The organism is Caloramator quimbayensis, from assembly GCF_900167605.1.
Taxonomy (GTDB): domain Bacteria; phylum Bacillota; class Clostridia; order Clostridiales; family Caloramatoraceae; genus Caloramator_B; species Caloramator_B quimbayensis.
Genome location: NZ_FUYH01000011.1, coordinates 35,603 through 55,116, shown reverse-complemented (window position 1 = coordinate 55,116; position 19,514 = coordinate 35,603). Strand labels below are relative to the sequence as shown.

At 32.2% G+C, this 19,514-nt stretch carries 18 protein-coding genes and 1 riboswitch; of the genes, 7 read left to right on the top strand and 11 right to left on the bottom strand.

The genetic code is table 11. The features are described 5' to 3' along the window. Positions 1–43 precede the first annotated feature (43 nt). Positions 44–142, bottom strand: a riboswitch (purine riboswitch). A 131-nt stretch (positions 143–273) separates the two neighbouring features. Continuing rightward, entirely contained in the window at positions 274–1,473 is a 1,200-nt protein-coding gene (gene larC, locus B5D15_RS08560; RefSeq protein WP_078696698.1) for a nickel pincer cofactor biosynthesis protein LarC, read from the bottom strand. Positions 1,474–1,567: 94 nt separating this feature from the next. Between larC and B5D15_RS08555 the strand changes: the two genes are divergently transcribed. From B5D15_RS08555 to B5D15_RS08540, 4 genes are all read left to right on the top strand, one after another. Next, entirely contained in the window at positions 1,568–2,113 is a 546-nt protein-coding gene (locus tag B5D15_RS08555) for a GerAB/ArcD/ProY family transporter (RefSeq protein ID WP_078696697.1), read from the top strand. Continuing rightward, the gene (locus B5D15_RS15860) at positions 2,086–2,403 is read left to right on the top strand and encodes a Ger(x)C family spore germination C-terminal domain-containing protein (RefSeq protein ID WP_078696752.1); all 318 of its coding nucleotides are present in this window, start codon (positions 2,086–2,088) and stop codon (positions 2,401–2,403) included. The genes B5D15_RS08555 and B5D15_RS15860 overlap by 28 nt, the downstream gene beginning before the upstream one ends. A 260-nt stretch (positions 2,404–2,663) precedes the next feature. Beyond that, positions 2,664–2,954 (top strand): autorepressor SdpR family transcription factor, encoded by a 291-nt coding sequence (locus tag B5D15_RS08545; RefSeq protein ID WP_278305714.1) that lies wholly within the window; start codon positions 2,664–2,666, stop codon positions 2,952–2,954. Next, positions 2,938–3,594 carry an SdpI family protein gene (locus B5D15_RS08540; protein WP_179122233.1) on the top strand — a complete coding sequence of 219 codons (657 nt, stop codon included), beginning with the start codon at positions 2,938–2,940 and terminating at the stop codon, positions 3,592–3,594. The genes B5D15_RS08545 and B5D15_RS08540 overlap by 17 nt, the downstream gene beginning before the upstream one ends. A gap of 95 nt (positions 3,595–3,689) precedes the next feature. Here the strand turns inward: B5D15_RS08540 and groL are convergent, their stop codons facing one another. From groL to B5D15_RS08510, 6 genes are all read right to left on the bottom strand, one after another. Beyond that, complete coding sequence (groL, locus tag B5D15_RS08535) at positions 3,690–5,318, bottom strand: chaperonin GroEL (RefSeq protein WP_078696694.1); 1,629 nt, start codon at positions 5,316–5,318, stop codon at positions 3,690–3,692. A 26-nt stretch (positions 5,319–5,344) separates the two neighbouring features. Then, a complete protein-coding gene (gene groES / locus B5D15_RS08530; protein WP_078696693.1) occupies positions 5,345–5,629 on the bottom strand; it encodes a co-chaperone GroES in 285 nt (94 codons plus the stop codon). Positions 5,630–5,857: 228 nt separating this feature from the next. After that, positions 5,858–7,462, bottom strand: a complete 1,605-nt coding sequence (locus tag B5D15_RS08525) for a hypothetical protein (RefSeq protein WP_078696692.1) — start codon at positions 7,460–7,462, stop codon at positions 5,858–5,860. A 66-nt stretch (positions 7,463–7,528) separates the two neighbouring features. Beyond that, positions 7,529–8,407, bottom strand: coding sequence for a DNA-3-methyladenine glycosylase family protein (locus B5D15_RS08520; protein WP_078696691.1), 879 nt, complete (start codon positions 8,405–8,407; stop codon positions 7,529–7,531). Next, entirely contained in the window at positions 8,388–9,230 is an 843-nt protein-coding gene (locus B5D15_RS08515; protein ID WP_078696690.1) for a hypothetical protein, read from the bottom strand. Before B5D15_RS08515 ends, B5D15_RS08520 begins: the two co-directional genes overlap by 20 nt. A 69-nt stretch (positions 9,231–9,299) precedes the next feature. Beyond that, on the bottom strand, positions 9,300–11,447 hold the full coding sequence (locus B5D15_RS08510; RefSeq protein ID WP_078696689.1) for a glycosyl hydrolase family 18 protein: 2,148 nt from the start codon (positions 11,445–11,447) through the stop codon (positions 9,300–9,302). 180 nt (positions 11,448–11,627) lie between these two features. On the opposite strand from B5D15_RS08510, the gene trxA reads away from it, so the two are divergent. Both trxA and B5D15_RS08500 read left to right on the top strand, forming a co-directional pair. Next, positions 11,628–11,951 carry a thioredoxin gene (gene trxA / locus B5D15_RS08505; protein WP_143287254.1) on the top strand — a complete coding sequence of 108 codons (324 nt, stop codon included), beginning with the start codon at positions 11,628–11,630 and terminating at the stop codon, positions 11,949–11,951. Beyond that, positions 11,951–12,796: an NAD(P)/FAD-dependent oxidoreductase gene (locus B5D15_RS08500; RefSeq protein WP_078696687.1), complete on the top strand. Its 846-nt coding sequence runs from the start codon at positions 11,951–11,953 to the stop codon at positions 12,794–12,796. The genes trxA and B5D15_RS08500 overlap by 1 nt, the downstream gene beginning before the upstream one ends. A gap of 64 nt (positions 12,797–12,860) precedes the next feature. Here the strand turns inward: B5D15_RS08500 and B5D15_RS08495 are convergent, their stop codons facing one another. Next, positions 12,861–13,508, bottom strand: a complete 648-nt coding sequence (locus tag B5D15_RS08495) for a redox-sensing transcriptional repressor Rex (protein ID WP_078696686.1) — start codon at positions 13,506–13,508, stop codon at positions 12,861–12,863. Between the two features lie 213 nt (positions 13,509–13,721). On the opposite strand from B5D15_RS08495, the gene abc-f reads away from it, so the two are divergent. After that, on the top strand, positions 13,722–15,641 hold the full coding sequence (abc-f, locus tag B5D15_RS08490) for a ribosomal protection-like ABC-F family protein (RefSeq protein ID WP_078696685.1): 1,920 nt from the start codon (positions 13,722–13,724) through the stop codon (positions 15,639–15,641). A gap of 66 nt (positions 15,642–15,707) precedes the next feature. Here abc-f and mglC read toward each other — a convergent pair whose 3' ends face one another. The 3 genes from mglC to B5D15_RS08475 all read right to left on the bottom strand — a co-directional run bounded on the left by mglC (position 15,708) and on the right by B5D15_RS08475 (position 19,378). Next, entirely contained in the window at positions 15,708–16,712 is a 1,005-nt protein-coding gene (gene mglC / locus B5D15_RS08485; protein ID WP_078696684.1) for a galactose/methyl galactoside ABC transporter permease MglC, read from the bottom strand. 14 nt (positions 16,713–16,726) lie between these two features. After that, positions 16,727–18,217, bottom strand: a complete 1,491-nt coding sequence (locus tag B5D15_RS08480) for a sugar ABC transporter ATP-binding protein (RefSeq protein ID WP_242948719.1) — start codon at positions 18,215–18,217, stop codon at positions 16,727–16,729. 126 nt (positions 18,218–18,343) lie between these two features. After that, positions 18,344–19,378 carry a galactose ABC transporter substrate-binding protein gene (locus B5D15_RS08475; protein ID WP_078696682.1) on the bottom strand — a complete coding sequence of 345 codons (1,035 nt, stop codon included), beginning with the start codon at positions 19,376–19,378 and terminating at the stop codon, positions 18,344–18,346. Positions 19,379–19,514: the final 136 nt, after the last annotated feature.

Sequence of the window (19,514 nt, the reverse complement as noted above, 5' to 3'; positions counted from 1 at the left end):
CTCAAAAAATAAAGACTCTGCGAGTAAGGTGCAGAGCCAAAAAATGCAAAGCAGCCTTACTCATAGTCGAAGGTTTACGGCCCCCGGTAGAAACTCCCGCCCATATTAACAGGATTATATGAGTAAGATTTGTATTTTCATTTGTTTTTATTCGTTATTATAACTTTAATATTAGTACATGTCAACCTTTAGCAGACAAAAGTTGTTTTTTGTTTAAAATATATAAAAAAGTGCTTTTTATTAGTTATTGCACCTTTCTTAATTTAATTCAACTTATTCATATATTTTTTTATTGTGACCTATCTTAACTGCTTCATTATATATTTTCTTTAATGGAATATTTTTGTTTTCTGCTGCCCTTTTAACATCCTCATATTCTGGGGATACGTTCATTATCTCACCTTTATAGCTTGAAACTTTAAACCTTATATCACCAAACTCAGTGCTTACCTTTTTAAACTCTCTGTCAAGCTCTGTTCTTTGTATATTAAATCTTCTAATCCCTATGGTTGTGCTCTCTTTAAACATTATCTCTTTTATTTTTTCCTCAATAGATACAGGCGTTGTTATTGTAATTAAAATCCCTACCCTGTTTTTCTTCATATATACAGGTGTATAATAAACATCCTTTGCTCCGGCTTCAAAGAGTTTATCCATAAGATATCCGCAAAACTGAGGGTTCATATCATCGATTGTAGCCTCAAGTATGCATACATCCTCTGAATTACCCTCCCCCAATATTACCCTTAAAAGATTAGGCTTTTTAGTATCCCTTTTGCCGCATCCATATCCTTCCCTAATTATTTTCATGCAGGGAAAATTCTTAAACTCACTTGAAAGGGTTTTAACAATAGCAGCCCCCGTTGGAGTCGTAAGCTCAAATTCCCTTTCGTCACAGTATATAGGAACACCTCTTAATATCTTTAAAGTGGCTGGAGCAGGAACAGGTATTATTCCATGCTCGCACTCTACAAATCCCTTTCCTGTATTTATAGGGGATGAAATTATTATATCTGGTTTTATATAGTCAATACAAATAGCTGCCCCAACTATATCAACAATAGAATCTACTGCTCCAACCTCATGAAAGTGAACCTCATATATATCCTTACCATGAACTTCACTTTCAGATTTTGCCAAGCAATAAAATATATCCTTTGAAAGCTTTTTTACATTATCCTTAAGACTGCTATTATTTATTATTTCTTCTATGTCCTTAAGATTTCGCCCATGATGATGGTCATGATGATGATTGCTATGGTTATCATTATTATGTTTTATATGTACATTGAAATCTATTCCAGTTATTCCGCACTTTTGCCCCTCTTTTATCTCTATATCAAATTCATCTGATATGCTAAGTTTGTCAAGCTCTAATAAAAGATAATCGAAAGGAACTCCTAAATTCAAAAGTGCTCCTATTGTCATATCCCCGCTTATTCCAGAAAAACAATCAAAATAAAGTACTTTCATCCTTTCAACTCCTAACAATTTTTTAAATATAGTATAGAAATTTATACCATAAGAAATACTAAAAAATAATAGTATAGTGAGGTTTTTGGTAAATATGAGAGATTATTTAAATAACAGACAAATATCATTTTATCTTTTTGGAATAATACTTGGCTATGGCTTTATAAACCTTCCTAAAAGTATAGTTGAAAATGCGGGCACAGGTGGATGGATAAGCATTCTCCTGTCGACAATTATAGTCAGCATATTCACATATATTGTAACCTATTTAGGCCTAATTTTTAAAGAAAAAAATTTTATTGAATATTCAAATCTGCTCTTAGGGAAAACTATGACATTTATAATTTCTATACTTTATTTTATATACTTTTTTTTAATACTTTCCTTTATTACAAGAATATCCTGTGAAACTATTAAACTTATCATTCTACCTAAAACTCCTGTTTGGGTTTTGAGCTTTTTTATGTTTATATCAGTTTACTACTCCTCAGTAAAAGGGCTTCAATGCATAGGAAGAATATGTGAACTTTATGGAGTAATAATAATATTGTTCATAGTATTTATTCATATCTTTATGTTTATTGAGGGAGAAGCCATAAATCTAAAGCCTTTATTAGGAGAGATAAATTTCTTATCATAATAGCTGAAGACTATAAATCAAATATCGAGTCTGAAATTTCACAAAGATTAAAAGAGGATATAAAAAACATAATATTAAAATCTCAAAGTGAATTTAATACAGATTTTTTTAATTTTTATAAATATTTTAGAGCTCAGCATCCTTATATATTCAAAACCTTAGACTGGAACGAAGAATATAAAAATGCAGAAATAAATCTTAACGTTGAAACAAGAATTGAAAGGCTTGGAATTATAGATATGAATGCAAAGAAAAAATTTCAGGAGGCATTCTATGAATACAAAAAATAACGAAATTCAAAAAGAGTAGAAAATCTTACTATTTATAATAGTTTCCTTTTCAAATGCTCTGCTCCTTTATTGCCCCCTTTAATCTTAACGATTTTAAAAACTATATTTTAAGCGATATTTTAACAAGCAAAAAAAGGCCTGAAACTCTTGATGCTAAGGATAAAATAAGGAAAAAATAGATGTTTACAAATAACTTAAAGGTGATATAATTATATTAGATATTTAGATAATTGTCTAATTATCTAATATATGGGGGTGATATTTTGAATCTACCGTTTAAAGCTCTTTCCGATCCAACAAGAAGAAAGATAATAATGCTTCTAAGAAAAGAAGATTTAACCGCAGGAGAGATTGCAGAGCATTTCGATATGACAAAGCCCAGCATATCTCACCATTTGAACCTTTTAAAGCAGGCAGGTCTTGTTAACGATGAGAGAAAGGGGCAAAACATCTACTACTCCTTAAATACAACTGTTTTTCAGGAATTAATAGGGTGGTTCTTTGATATTATAAATGTTAAGGAGGATGGGAAAAATGAAGAAAATAATTGAAAATATAAAAAAAGACTGGTTCATACTGCTTCTTATGGTACTAACACTATTAGTAAGTATATATCTTTATCCAAGCCTTCCAGATAAAATGCCAAGCCACTGGAATATAAAAGGTGAGGTTGATGCATACTCGAGTAAACTTTCTGGGATTTTAAATATAAACCTTATGAACATTGGATTCTATTTTTTATTTCTTATACTTCCTAATCTGGATCCTAAGAAACAAAACTATGTAAACTTCAGACCTGCCTATAATGTAATAAGATATACATTCCACCTTTTATTTATAGCTCTTCAGTATATAATACTGTTATCTTCCCTTGGATATAAATTTAATGTAGGTTCAATAGTTACTCTATGGGTTGGAATAGTGTTTATTCTACTTGGTAATCAGATGGGAAGGATAAAGCATAACTACTTTGTTGGAATAAGAACTCCATGGACTTTAGCTGACGAAACCGTTTGGGTTAAAACCCATAGATTCTCAGCCCCCCTTTGGGTTGCAGGAGGTTTTATTGTTGGTATTTTAGCTTTCTTCAAAGGTACAATTGCCTTTACTGGGCTAATGATTGTAGTAATTGTAATTTCAATAGTACCTATTGTATATTCCTATTTATGTTTTAAAAATATAAAAGGCTGAGAAGGTTTTCTTGATGATAGGGAAAAAATGATGTAAAGTATTTATAATCATAAAAGTTTATAAAAATATAAAGCTCCCAATTGGGAGCTTTATTATTAATACATATCTGGCATTCCGCCTGGCATTGCAGGTGCATTATCCTTCTTTTCAGGAATATCAGCAACAACTGCTTCAGTTGTAAGGAATGTAGCTGAAACTGATGCTGCATTTTGAAGAGCTGATCTTGTAACCTTAGTTGGGTCAACGATACCAACTTCAATCATGTTTACATATTTCTCATGTAAAGCATCAAAGCCTATTCCCTTATCGCTAACCTTTACCTTTTCAACAACAACAGCGCCGTCATAACCAGCGTTTTCTGCAATTTGTCTTAGTGGTTCCTCAAGGGCTCTCTTAACGATATTTACACCAACTTTAACATCAGCATCTTCAACTTTTTCTGCAAGGTCAGCAACCGCTGGAATTACATTAATATATGCAGTTCCGCCGCCGGATACTATACCCTCTTCAACAGCTGCTTTTGTAGCATTTAATGCGTCTTCTATTCTTAATTTTCTTTCCTTAAGCTCAGTTTCAGTAGCTGCACCAACTTTAATAACTGCAACTCCACCTGCAAGTTTTGCAAGTCTTTCCTGAAGCTTTTCTCTATCAAAATCAGAAGTAGTTTCTTCAATCTGTGCTCTTATTTGAGCAACTCTCGCATGGATTTCTTCTTTGCTTCCAAGTCCATTAACTATTGTAGTGTTTTCCTTTGTAACCTTAATTCTTTCTGCACGGCCAAGCATTGATATATCTGCTTCTTTAAGTTCACGGCCAAGTTCTTCGGATATTACCATACCACCAGTTAATATAGCGATATCTTGGAGCATTTCTTTTCTTCTGTCACCAAATCCAGGAGCTTTAACTGCAACACAGGTAAATGTTCCTCTTAATTTGTTAACAACAAGTGTTGCAAGAGCTTCTCCTTCGATATCTTCAGCAATTATTAAAAGCTTTCTGCCTTGCTGAACTATTTGCTCTAATATTGGAAGGATATCTTGAATGCTTGATATCTTCTTATCAGTTATAAGTATATATGGCTCATCAAGAACAGCTTCCATCTTTTCAGTATCAGTTACCATATATGGGCTTATATAGCCTCTGTCAAACTGCATACCTTCAACAACGTCGAGTTCTGTTCCCATTGTTTTTGATTCTTCAACAGTTATAACACCTTCGTTACCTACCTTTTCCATAGCATCAGCTATAAGCTGGCCTATTTCTTCATCAGCAGCTGATATTGAAGCAACTCTTGCTATATCTTCTTTACCGTTTACCTGCTTTGAAATCTTCTTAATTTCTTCAACAGCAACATCTACAGCCTTTCTAATACCAGTTCTTATAAGCATTGGATTTGCACCAGCTGTAACGTTCTTTAAACCTTCTCTTATAATTGCCTGTGCAAGAAGTGTAGCAGTTGTAGTTCCATCTCCTGCAACATCATTTGTCTTTGTAGCAACTTCTTTTACAAGCTGAGCTCCCATGTTTTCATATGGATCAGCTAGTTCTATTTCTCTTGCTATTGAAACACCGTCATTAGTAATAAGAGGAGCACCAAATTTCTTATCAAGAACAACGTTTCTTCCTTTAGGTCCAAGTGTTATTTTAACTGTATCAGCAAGCTTATCAACACCTTTTTGCATTGAACGTCTTGCGTCTTCACTAAATCTTATTTCCTTTGCCATTTTTATCTCTCCCTTCTTATCTCAAATTATTCAACGATAGCTAAGATGTCATCCTGTCTTAAAATAGTAACTTCTTCTCCATCGATTTTAACATCGTTTCCTGAATACTTGGAGAATATAACCTTATCTCCAACCTTAACTTCCATTTTTACTTCCTTTCCGTCAACTACTCCGCCAGGTCCTACCGCTATAACTTCAGCCATTTGCGGCTTCTCCTTTGCTGAACCTGGAAGAACTATTCCGCTTTTTGTTGTTTCTTCAGCCTCAATCTTTTTAATTACAACTCTGTCACCAAGTGGTCTTAATTTCATCGTTAACCCTCCTTGTGTATATTTTAATTTTAATTATTTGCTATTTGTTAGCACTCATTTTAAGTGAGTGCTAATCACAATTAATATATTAAATAAATGGCAGTTTATTATCAAATTGTTATATATAACTAAAATAGCTAAATAGTACGAATAATGACTAATAGATGATTTTATCATTCACGTTCTCTTTTTTTCTTTATTTTTCACTTAATCCTTCATAAATTCATTTTATGAATCTTTATCCAAAACTTCTATCTCTATTTCCTTTACTTTTGTCTGATTCTTTATGTAACATAGATAATCCATAAGTATTGAAAATCTTGAATATTTTATATCCCTTTTTGAAAAATCAAGTATTGTCTCAATTTTGTTTGAGTTATCTAAAATTTTAATATCGGTTTTAATTATGCTTTTTCTGCTGTTTTGCCACCTTAACAGCACAGACTTGTTTGCATTATTATCCGTTACAAACTCTATTAAGAGCTTTTCACTATTTTTTTCTCTAAGGCGCTTTAATACTTCATCTATATATTCTTTAATATAAAAATCTTCAAACTTTAGAAGCTCAATAATAATACTATTGTTTTCATTTTGTATGTGGTTTATTACAGATTTATTAATTAAAAAGAAAAGTAAAAACACAAAAACACCTAATACAGAAGAATATAAAAAATTCTTATTTATAAGCTGAATTATACATGCAGCTGTAAAACCCATATAAAAAGGAAATATATTAATACATTTGAAGTCTTTCTGATGCTTTATATAAAGAAACTGTTCAATTCTGTTTTGTTTTATTATTAAATATTTAAAACTTAAAATAATAGAAGATATAAACACTATAATTGGAAGATAAAATATATAATCAATTTTAAGTCTCAAAATGTCAAATTTCAGTAGGAAAAACAGATAAGTTAAAAACAACAAAGGTGTTGCATATTTTATGCACAATATAATATTTTTGGAAAATATCCTGCAAAAGGCAACATATACATAAGAATAAATATCCCCATCTATTTTAAAACCTCGTATTCTTCTCCTGCTCTTGTATTCTAAAATTTCTATAATTGAAATATCAAATATGTATTTTTCTCCAAGGATAGATAAGGTATCTTTCTCAATATTAAAATCCGAAAAGCTCTCAACATTAAAATCAAAAGGAAATATTTCCTTTATAGAATTATCCTTATAATTAAAAAACATCAAACTTTCATTTCCGTTTGTAAAAAGGAGTATAAAATAGTCCTTATATTTTTGCATCTTAGATATTATTTTTTTATTATCACTTAATCCTATGTTCCACTTTTCAAGCACAGCACCTATATAGTTGGTTTTAATTATTATAAAATCGTTATGTATGTCAAAACCAGCAATATATATATACTCTTTTTCAATATAAAGGCTGCATCCGAAGAAAATATCCTTTGGATATATTGTCCTTAGCTGCTCTAAATCATTGTTTAGTATTTTTACTACTGTCTTCCCATTTAAATTACCAAGACATATAAGTTCATTAAAATAAGATTGTTTAAAATCAAAAAATATACCTTCAAGTTCAATACTCTTTTCAATTTTTTGATATTTAGAGTATTTTATTAAAACCGTATTATCCCTTGCTTTTGATACATACATATCTCCATCATATGTTATCATTCCCTGTCCTGCTAAAACTTCAAAACTATTTAAAATTCCATCTAAAGAAGAAATGCAAAATCTACCTTCATCAGAATTTATCCTATCGTAATAGATTATATTTTCATCTTTTTTAATAAAAACCTGTGGAACTATAGCGTCCTGAAGCTTTATTGTTTTGTAATTGAGGGTAGATCTCATAATATCCCCCCTTAAGAATTTATACTATATATCTAATATTTACTATTTCAAGTAATTATATGCATATTATTTTAAAAATCCCTCTCTTCCTTTAAAATCCCTTGCATAATAAAAAAGATACTGCTGTGCAAATCCTGCATAATCTTTAAATTTATTTCTGCCAAATTCCCTTATCTTTTTAAGGCTTACATCCGGTGCAAGATAGAAATACTGCATTACTCTTTTAACCCATATATCAACAGGAAAGGCATCATACTTTTGCATTGAAAATAAAAGTATGCAGTCTGCAACCTTAGGCCCAATTCCTTTAAGCTTCATAAGTTCTCTTTGGGCATCATCAGTTTTCATTCTGCTTATAAATAGTAAATAAGCTTCATTGCTTAATATTTCCTTTGTTGTATCAACTATATATTTTGCCCTGAAACCGCAGCCGCACCTTTCTAAATCTTCAATATTGGCCCTTGATAGCTGAAGGGCAGTTGGAAAGGAGTAATAAGTATTGCCCTCAAACTCGATTTTATCACCAAAGGTTTTGCATATATTTTCTATAGCCCTTTTAATCATAGGAATTCTGTTATTTGCAGATATTATAAAAGATATTGTGGTTTCAAACATTTCCTGATTTAAAATCCTAATTCCGTATCCATAATTGATTGCCTCAAGCAGAACGCTGTCCTTTGAGAGTTCTTTCTTAACAGCCTTATAATCCCTTTCTAAATCTAAATAATTTACCCAAAATAATGCATCATCAATCTTTGCGCCTTCAATAAATATATCCTTCTCTTTTTTGTATATCCTGACTGCTTTTTTCCCCGCAACTCCAATATAGCTTCCTTCTTTATCTTCAGACCATCTGAAGCATTGACCACAATCAAAGGTATGTTTTAGTTCAAAATCCTCTATATTTTTTATTACTATTCCTTTTTCAAATTCGCAGAATTCCATTTTGCCCTTCCACCTCGATTTTAACGTTTTTTACAATAATATTTACACTTATTATGTTAATTCCTGTCATATATTCGAGATTATCTTTAACCCTGTGCATTATGTTATTGCTTATTACATTCAGCGGCTCATTTATATTAAGAGATACAGCTATAGTAATTATTATACCGTTTGCTCTATTATCTATATCAATTAATAATACCTTTTCTAAATTTACTACTTCCTTAGCAGACTCTGCTATTATTGTCTTTAAAGCGCTGTTTGTTATATCATACTTTCCTAAATAGCTAAAAGTAGGTCTAACAACAGTTTTTTCAGTTATATCAGGTTCTTTATTCCCTCTTTTGCCAAACATCTTTATAGAGTCGAGAAAATAACCTGAAAAATCCTTTTTAACCTCAAAGGTAGGAACGGGTATGACGTGTTTCCCTTTTATTCTTCTTGCCCTTGTTGCTTCTTCAATTTCATCAAGTTCTGATACTTCTTCTATTCGTATTATTCTGTAATCCCCTTCAAGTTCCAGAGCTTTTATTATGCTTTTTATCATATGCTCAGAAGTTCCTATTATTAAAAGTTTATCAGGAGAATGTTCCATTATAGCCTCTTTTACATTTTTTCTATGCTCATAATGCGTAAAAACAGCTCTTTTAACAGCAGCAATCCTCGTGTTTTCTCTCTTTGCCGATACCCCAGCTAAAACTTTATTTCCTTTTATAAATAGACCGTCATCTATTATATATTCAATATCATAAAGACCTGCAACATACTGTGCTTTAAAGCTTTTTCCCGTACCGCTTCTTCCAATTAGAGCGTAAATTTCCATATTAATTCCTCCAGAATTCATATTACATTTATTATAACAAATACTTAAAAAATAGCAAAAGCTGAAGTATTACTTCAGCTTTTGCTTAATAACATCCCATATATCTCTTGTTTCAAATCCAGTCTGCCATGCAGCCATACCTTTTAAATTGTACTGATTAACTATATCCATTCTCCATGCCATAGATGACGCATCTTCAATCCATGTTAATCGTTTATTCCCATCAGAATCTATATATTCAAGTACGTTTTGTTTTGCTTTATCATCAAAGTATACCCTGCCGTTATATTTTACCTTATTATCAGCTACAGCCTGCATTTTTAAAGCTCTTGAATCTATAACAGTCTGACTGTCATTCCCTATTTTGATTAGTGTTGCATCGCTCTCAGGAATATAAGCCTGACCTCCATTATATTCAACCGTATACCATCCGTTTGCTAAAGAAATGTAGCCATAGCTTCCATCTAAAGTTGCATTCTCAATTTTTAAATCATCACTTAAAACTGGCTGGCTGTAAATACCGCTCTGGTCAGTGTTAAATATTACAACCTGTACTGCCTGATCAATCGATAATGTAAACTCCCTTGCGTAAAATGGAACACCTAATATAAGCTTGTCCGATGGAACGCCGCTATTTATAAGCCCTTTTACTGAACTATCAACCCATGGATATGAACCTACAGAACCTGGAGTTTTTGAACCAGAATAATGTTCATCATAAGCCATAAGCATTACATAATCTACATACTTTGAAAGAGCAGCCCTGTCATATCCTCCTGAATAAATATTGCTGTCAGTTGTAATTTTGGTAACATCAACAGAAACCGTAAGGTTAGCCTTATGCAGCCTTTCTGATAAATCCTTTACAAAGGCTGTAAAATATGCCTTGTTTTTAACTCCTAAGGCTTCAAAGTCTATGTTTATACCATCAAGATTATAGGTTAATGCATAATTTACCACATCATCTATAACCTTTTGGCGAATGCTCGAATTAGTAAACATAGCATAGGCTCTGTCTGCACTGAACTCTGAAAAAAGTCCATGAACTTCATATCCGTTTCTGTGAGCTCTTATTACATATTCTCTGTCAGCCTTCTCTGCAACCTTAATTGATGATGGATTCTTGTAATCCCCAGTCATATAAAGCCATGTAGGGGATATAACATCAAGACCATAAGATGCACTGTTGTTGTTTATATAATGGCTATTGTCCTTCCAATATATTGAATTTGAAGATTTTGCATAGATATAATTCCATGCAACAGTAAGTTTATCCTTTACCTGATAATCAAGAACTGTAACCTTATCAGCAGCTATGTAGCCGTATATTGCTCCCATTTTAATTTTAAAATATCCATTTTGTTCATCAATAATTTTATATGTTTTACCCTTTACTGCATATCTCTCATCATGGGTACCGTCTGTATTTAATAAAAGCTGGGTATCTTCATTTACAAGTAAATATTTGCCTACATTATTAGAAGTATTTCCTCTCGATGTATCCTGTATTCTCTCAGTATAGGATTCATAAATATACCCCTTGCTGGTTTTTAGAAAGCTTCCTTCCTTTGCAAATACATCAACAACATCTCCTCTATAATATTTACCAACTTCCTTTGAAGATGATGAAGCTTCCTGTCTTATTGAAAGTATGCTTGCTAAAACCTTTGCCCTGTATAATGGCGGAGTTGAAGTAGGTGCAGGTGTAGCAGGAGCAGCTACTACATATTTTTTAGTATAGGCAGATGCTATATAACCTTTATTTGTTTTTAGAAAACTTCCATACACTCCAATTATATCAACTATGTTGTTCTTATAATATTTCCCTACTATTTTATAGCTTGTCGAAGGACCCTGTCTTATATTAAGATAGCTCGATGTTATGATTACCTTATATGGTGTAAAGCTTGTCCCTCTCGATGCTGTAGTTGTTGATGTTGTTGTATATTTTTTTGTATAGGCTGATGCTATATAACCTTTATTTGTTTTTAGAAAACTTCCTGATATACCTACTACATCAACTATAGTTCCCTTCTTATAGTACCCGACAATCTTTCCTGAGGTTGAGGGGGTTTGTCTAATATTAAGGCTTGAAGCAGTTATTACTGCTTTGTAAGGGGTAAAACTTGAAGATGCTGCATAAGATACTGAAAACTGTGTAAAAATAAACATGAACAGGAGAAAGAATAGTGCTACTTTTTTTATTTTTTTCGACACGTAACCACCTCTTTGTAATTTATTCTCGTATTATTATGACACTTTTTTTAAATTATTTGTTCCAATTTAAGTTCATCTTTGGTAAAATGTTTGTAAAAATATATTGACATTTTGCTTTGAAAAGAATATTATAATATCAGAAATACCCCTAAGGGGTATAAATAATAGGAGGTAATGATTATGGTTATACATGCAACTGATTTAAATTTTAAAGAGGAAGTTTTAAACTCAGATAAGCCGGTACTTGTTGATTTCTGGGCTACCTGGTGTGGTCCATGCAAAATGCTTGCACCAGCAATCGACAGCATAGCATCCAAATATGACGGGAAGCTCAAAGTTGTTAAGGTGGATGTTGATCAAAACCCAATGAGCGCAAATATGTTCGGGATTCAAAGCATACCAACACTTATATTATTTAATGAAGGTAAAGCCCTTGGAAAAATAGTCGGCTTTAGACCTGAAAACCAAATCGAAGATGCAATAAAAGGAGCCTTAAATATATAATGTATGATGTTGCTATAATAGGAAAAGGTCCTGCAGGTATATCTGCAGCAATAAATGCAAAGGCTCGAAATAAATCCGTAATAATTTTTGGAAGGGACAGTAAAAAAGTTATGCTGTCCCCTTCAATTCATAATTATCCCGGATTTATTGAAATAAAGGGTCCCGAACTTATTGAGAAACTGAACAATCATCTGCAAACCTTAGATGTTCACACATCATCTAAAATGGTAAATATGATTTATACAATGGATGGGTATTTTTCAATTCAGGCTGAAACAGATATGATTGAGGCAAAGACAGTAATCCTATCCGTTGGAGTTGATTTTAAAAAATCTATAGAAAATGAGGATAAGTTTTTAGGCTCCGGGGTGAGCTACTGCGCTACCTGCGATGCCCCTCTTTATAAGGGTAAAGTAGTTGGAGTAGTTGGCTACAATAAAGAATCTATTGAAGAAACCAAATTTTTATCTGAAGTATGTAAGAAAGTATATTTTGTTCCAGCTGTAAATGAAGATTTTGATTTCAGCAATAACGTTGAAATAATAAAGGATGTTCCTTTAAAATTTGAAGGAGATTTTACAGCTAAAAAACTTCTCTTAAAAAATAGTGAGGTAGAAGCTGATGGTTTCTTTGTAATAAAAGACAGCTATCCATTAGGAACTTTGGTACCAGGACTTGAAGTTGACGGTGCCCATGTTAAAGTAAATAAAAACATGGAAACTAATATTAAAGGTCTTTACGCTGCAGGAGATATTACAGGAAAGCCATATCAAATTGCAAAGGCGGTTGGAGAGGGACAGCTTGCAGCCCTTTATGCAGCCGATTATATAGATAATTTAGGATAAATGAAATAAAAGGAGGCATGATTACATGCCTCCTTTTATTAATCAGCTTCTTAATAGATAAGGTTTATTCTTCGCCAAAAAGTTTAGCTTCATTAAGTCTATAGCTGAGAGTTAAAAGGCTCTCACTAAGATGTACATTTTCAACAATAACATCCTCAGGAACGTTAAGATCCGTTGGAGCAAAGTTCCAAATTGCCTTTATTCCGCTCTTTACAAATATATCAGCAATTACCTGCGCCTGTGTTCTTGGTACACATATAATTCCAATGTCGATTTTATTTCTTTCAAGAAAATCTGAAAGTTCATCTACATCCTTGACTTCAATGTCTCTTATTTTTATTCCTATAAGCTTTGGATTTTTATCAAATATTCCCTTTAATTCAAACCCAAGCTTTTCAAATTTAGAATAATTAGCAACTGCCTGTCCTATATTTCCCGCACCAATTATTACAGTAGTATAAGTCCTTGTAAGTCCGAGTATTTTACTAATTTCATCATAAAGCTCCCTGACATTATATCCGTATCCCTGCTGTCCGAAATCTCCAAAACAGTTTAAGTCCTGCCTTATTTGAGATGCCGTAAAACCTATTCTCTCTGAAAGCTCCTTTGAGGATATTCTCGTTATGTCATTATTAAGAAGTTCTCCGAGGTATCTTTGATACTTTGGTAGCCTTCTAATAACAGCCATTGAAATCATAGTTTTCTTATTCATAAAACCTTTCAACTCCTATATAATTAAACTTAATATAAGTTTATTTAATAAATTTTAAAATAATTAATTTACTTTGATATATAGTTCTACATAAATATGTTAATATATAAACATTTATGTGTCAATCGAAATAATTTTCTAAAAAATATTCCATTGAAAAAACGTATCACAAAATAGTAAAATATCATTGTTACTATGAAATGAGGTGTTAATATGATAGCATTATCTTTAAATAAAATACAAAAATCCTATGGAATAGATGTAATTTTAAAAGATGTTACTTTCACAATTAATGAGAATGAAAAGGTAGGTCTTGTTGGCTCCAACGGTGCAGGAAAAACAACTATATTCAAGATTATTAACGGGGATTTAAAGTCTGACTCTGGAGATATATTTATAGGTCAAGGGAAAAAAATAGGTTATCTTTCACAAAATTTAAACCTTGATGATGATTCTACTGTTTTTGATGAAACTATGAAAGTATTTGATAATATAAAAAAGATAGAGGTGCGCTTAAGAGAGCTTGAAAACCTTATGTCCCATAAAAGCCTTGATTCTGATGAATATAAAAAGCTGCTTAATGAATATGGTCATCTTCAGGAAGAATATGAAAGGAATAATGGCTATGGTTGTGAAAGTTTTGTCAAAGGTATGCTTATTGGCCTTGGAATTTCATCGCAAGATTTTTCAAAAAACATAGCATATTTATCAGGAGGTCAGAAAACAAGGGTTGCACTATCAAAACTTCTTTTATCAAATCCTGACATTCTTCTTCTTGATGAGCCTACTAACCATCTCGACCTTGACGCTATAGAATTTCTTGAAAACTTCCTTAAGGACTATAAAGGAACTGTTTTAATAATATCCCACGACAGATACTTTCTCGATGTTATTACAAATAAAACCTTTGAACTTACTGATGGAATTATTGAAGAATATAACGGAAATTATTCTTTCTTTATTTCTGAAAGAGAAAAACGCTTTGAGCAGAGGATGAAGGAATATTCTCTTCAACAAAAGGAAATAAAAAGGCTTGAAGAAATAATAGAAAGATACCGCTCCTACAACAGAGAAAAAAGCATAAAACAGGCTGAAAGCAGGGAAAAGGCTCTCGAGAGAATTGAGAGATTAGACAGACCAAATATAGAGAGTAAATCAACAAGAATTGAATTTGATGTAAAATGCAGAAGCGGAAACGATGTTCTAATAGTTGAAAATCTTTCAAAATCCTTTGATGATAAAACGCTGTTTACTAACCTTTCATTTATGATAAGAAGGGGAGAAAGAACCGCCTTAATTGGAGAAAACGGTAAAGGGAAAAGCACTTTGTTTAAAATAATATGTAATAACATGCCCTATGATAATGGTTATGTAAGAATCGGCAAAAACGTATATATAGGCTACTATGATCAGGAGCAAAAGGATTTATCTATGGACAAAATAGTCCTTGATGAAATTTGGGATGAATATCCAGACCTTACTATAACACAGGTTAGGAATTATCTTGCAGCTTTTTTATTTTCAGGAGATGATGTTTTTAAAAGGGTTGAAACACTCTCTGGAGGGGAAAAATGCAGGCTCTCATTATTAAAACTAATGCTCTCAAAAGCAAACTTTCTGCTTCTTGATGAGCCTACAAATCACCTCGATATATTATCAAGAGAAGCCCTTGAAAAGGCACTGCTCGAATATGAAGGAACCCTTTTTGTAATTTCCCACGACAGATACTTTTTAAATAAGGTAATAAACAAAATAATTGAAATGAAAGATGGAAACATAACCGAATATCTTGGAAATTTTCAATATTATATTGCTAAGAAAAACAGCGCAATAGATGAAATAGTAGTAAATACTGAAGGGAAAACTAAAACTGAGATACGGGAGGAAAAAAGAAAGTTAAGAGAAATACAAGAGAAAAAGAAACAGCAAAAGCAGATGATTAAAGATATAGAAAAGGAAATCGAAAAAGTCGATTCAAAAATACATGAACTTCAAAATCTTATGTGTCTTGAGGAAGTATATTCTAATCCTGAAAAGTCCTTTGAAGTTAATAAAGAATTTGAAGATGCTAAAAAATACCTCGACGCGCTTTACGAAAGATGGGAAAACCTTTTAGCTGAAGCTGAAGAATGATAACTTTTCCTCTCCGGTGCCTGGCACCGGAGAGGAAAAGTTATCATAAATTATGAGTTTTTGTTATTACTTTTTAGCTATATATTTTCTTATATCAAAGGCTACTGCAAAAACTATAACTATTCCCTTTAAAATATACTGCCAGTACGGGTTAATACCTATGAAAGTTAATCCATAGTTTATAACCCCAAATATAAATACTCCGGCCAATACTCCTGGAATAGTTCCTATACCTCCTGTAGTTGATACTCCACCAACAAAACATGCTGCTATTGCATCAAATTCGTACATAAACCCATAGTTATTAGTTGCACCTCCTGTTCTTGCTGCCTCCAAAACACCTGCAAATGCAAAACATAAAGATGCTACAGTATATATAATAAACAAGGTCATCTTTACATTAATTCCAGATACTTCTGCTGCTTGTCTATTTCCTCCTATAGCATAGGTGTTTTTACCAAAGGATGTTTTTGTAAATACTAACCATGCTATTGCTGCTATAAGTATAGCTAATATAACAATAATAGGAATACCTCCTATAGACCCTGAACCAAGAAAAGTAAAATCCTTTCTTAAGCCTCCTATAGGCTGTGAATTATTAGGAGGAAGATCAAAATAAATAGAAGTAATACCATAAACAATTACCTGTGTTCCAAGGGTTGCAATAAAAGGCGGAACACTGAATCTAGATATAATTATACCATTAAGAATTCCAACAACAACTCCCGCAAGCAGTGCGATTAATATTGGAATAAAAAGTGGCTGTTGGGGAAGATTTGGATAGAATCTTCTTGCATAATCTGTAGTTTGAAGCATTGATGCTGAAAGGACAGCTGTAAATCCTATGACACGGCCTGCTCCGAGATCAACCCCACCAGTAAGCAATATACAGAACATACCAACTGCAATGATAACCCTTGTTGAGCATTGCAGCAATATATCACGAAGACATGTCAATGATAAAAAATTAGGATTAATAAAAGCAATTATTATAATAAGCAATAATAAAAATAGATATATAAAATTCTGTGAAATAAAATTTATTGTCTTTTTTATTTTCACGTTTTGCATTTATGTTATCCCTCCTATGCTATGAACTTAGTAGCAAGGCGCATTATTTCTTCTTCAGTCACTTTATTACCTTCTATAATTCCAGACATTCTTCCTTCGCACATAACCATAATTCTATCAGACATGCCTATTAATTCCGGCATTTCAGAAGATATCATTATTATGCTCTTTCCCTGCTTTGCAAGTTCAGCTATTATAGTATATATTTCATATTTTGCCCCAACATCTATACCCCTTGTAGGTTCATCTAATATTAATATATCTGGCGTTGTAAGCAGCCATCTTGCAATCAGCACTTTCTGCTGATTGCCACCTGACAGATTTTTTATCAATGTCTTATAGGAAGGTGTTTTTATTTTAAGCATTTCTATACTTCTTTCTACATCTTTTCTTATTTTTTTATTATCTAATAAAAGGCTCGGCTTTCTATATGCTTTTATATTAGCAATAACTGTATTTTCAAGAACACTAAGCATAGGAAAAATTCCTGTTGCCCTTCGTTCTTCTGTTAAAAGCGCTATTCTATGGTTTTTTGCATAAGTCGGTGATTTTATATTTACTTCTTTATCTTTAATAAATATCTTTCCAGATTCAATTGAACGGAGTCCAAAAATGGCTTCTACTAGCTCAGTACGTTGTGCTCCAACTAGTCCTCCTATCCCAAGTATCTCACCTTTTCTAAGCTCAAAGGAAACATTCTTAAATGATTTTGGGAAAGGTGATGTAAGATTTTCAACTCTTAAAACCACTTCTCCTGGTACATTACTCTTTGGTGGAAACATATTTGTAAGTTCACGTCCTACCATTTTTGATATTATTAAATCTCTTGTAAGTTCTGAGGCTACCCATGTTCCCATTTTTTTACCGTCTCTCATTATTGTAACTTCATCAGCTATTTTCAGAACCTCATCTATTTTATGAGTTATATAAATAATAGATACCCCTCTATTTTTAAGATCCCTTATTATAGTAAATAAATGATCTACTTCATCTTCTGTTAAAGAAGATGTGGGCTCGTCCATGATAATAACCTTTGAATTATAAGAAACAGCTTTAGCTATTTCCATTAATTGTATTTTTGATACTGACATAGTACCTACAATTGTATTGGGTTCTATATTTATATTAAGATTTCTGAATAAATTAATTGTATCTTCATGCATCTTCTTATTATCAATAAGTTTAAACAAAACATAATTTTTCATTGGAAAACGCCCAAGCCAAATATTCTCCATAACGCTCCTATACGGAATAGGATGCAGTTCTTGATGTATCATAGAAATACCTAAATTAATAGCAGTTTTTGAATCTTTTATCTCAACTTTATTACCGTCAATTATTATTTCTCCTGAATCATGTTTATATATACCAAACAAACATTTCATAAGAGTTGATTTTCCTGCACCATTTTCACCCATGAGTGCATGAACTGTGCCGGGGCGTACTTGTAATGTTACATTATCAAGTGCCTTTACGCCGGGAAATTCTTTCGAAATATTGTTCATTTCCAGTATGAAATTTTCCCCATTCAATATAATTACCTCCCTGCGTGTTTTATTACTGCTATTTTTAGAAATATACTGGAATATAAGGGAGTAATATAAATTCATTACTCCCCTATAAAATATATATTATTGTTGTGCATCAGCTATATTATCTTTTGTTATCTTTACATAAGGAACCCAAATATATTTCCCATCTGTAATTTCATATCCTGTATTTTCTTTACTTGGTGTCTGCCCCTGTGAAAGTACATATGCTACTTTGAAAGTAGCTATTCCCTGATTTTTTGCATCATTTAAAACAGTTCCAAGCATTGTGCCATCTTTAAGAGCTGCAACTCCCGGAGCAGTAGCATCAACACCAACAACTGGCATATACTTCCCGTCTTTAAAATATCCAGCAGCTTTTAATGCTTCAATTGCTCCAAGTGCCATATCGTCATTGTTTGCAAATACAACTTCTATTTTATCTCCTAAAGAAGCAAGGAATGCAGCCATTTTTTCCTGGCCTTTTACACGATCCCACATTCCTGTATCTTCTGCAAGTTTTTCTACCTGAATTCCTGCATCTTGAACAGCCTGAATTGAATATTTAGTACGAAGTTCTGCATCCTGATGCCCTGGTTCACCTTTGAGCATAACATACTGCATCTTTCCATCTTTATTTTTATCTGCCTCAGGATGTGATTTCCAATAATCAACAACAATCTGTCCTTGAAGGCTTCCTGACTGCTCTGCTTTAGCTCCTACATAATATACCTTGTCCCATTTTTTCATATCATCTGCCAAAGGTTCACGATTAAAAAATACAACTGGTATATTAGCTTTTTGAGCCTTTTCAATTAATACACCTGCCGTAGTACGATCAACTGGGTTGATTGCTAATGCATTATATTTTTTTGTTATAAAAAGATCTACTTTATCGTTTTGAGTTGGTTGTGAATTTTGAGAATCTACTATATCAACTGTAGCACTATCAGCAGCTGCCTTTGATATATTGTTTCTAACACCAGTCATAAATGTGTCATCAAATTTATAAATTGCAACTCCTATAGTTGGTTTTGACTGAGTATTCCCTGATGATGATTGCTGACTTCCACATCCTGTAAATACAGTTGATAATAATAATGTTACTGTTAGCAGTATTACGCCTGCTTTTTTCATGAAAAATCCCCCTTTTTTATAAATTTATTACAAAATAAAGTCTAATAAGTATACTAATATTCATATTTTTAGCCTTATAGACTTTACTTTATAATATTTTTACTACTATATATAATTATCACAAAATTCTGTTATA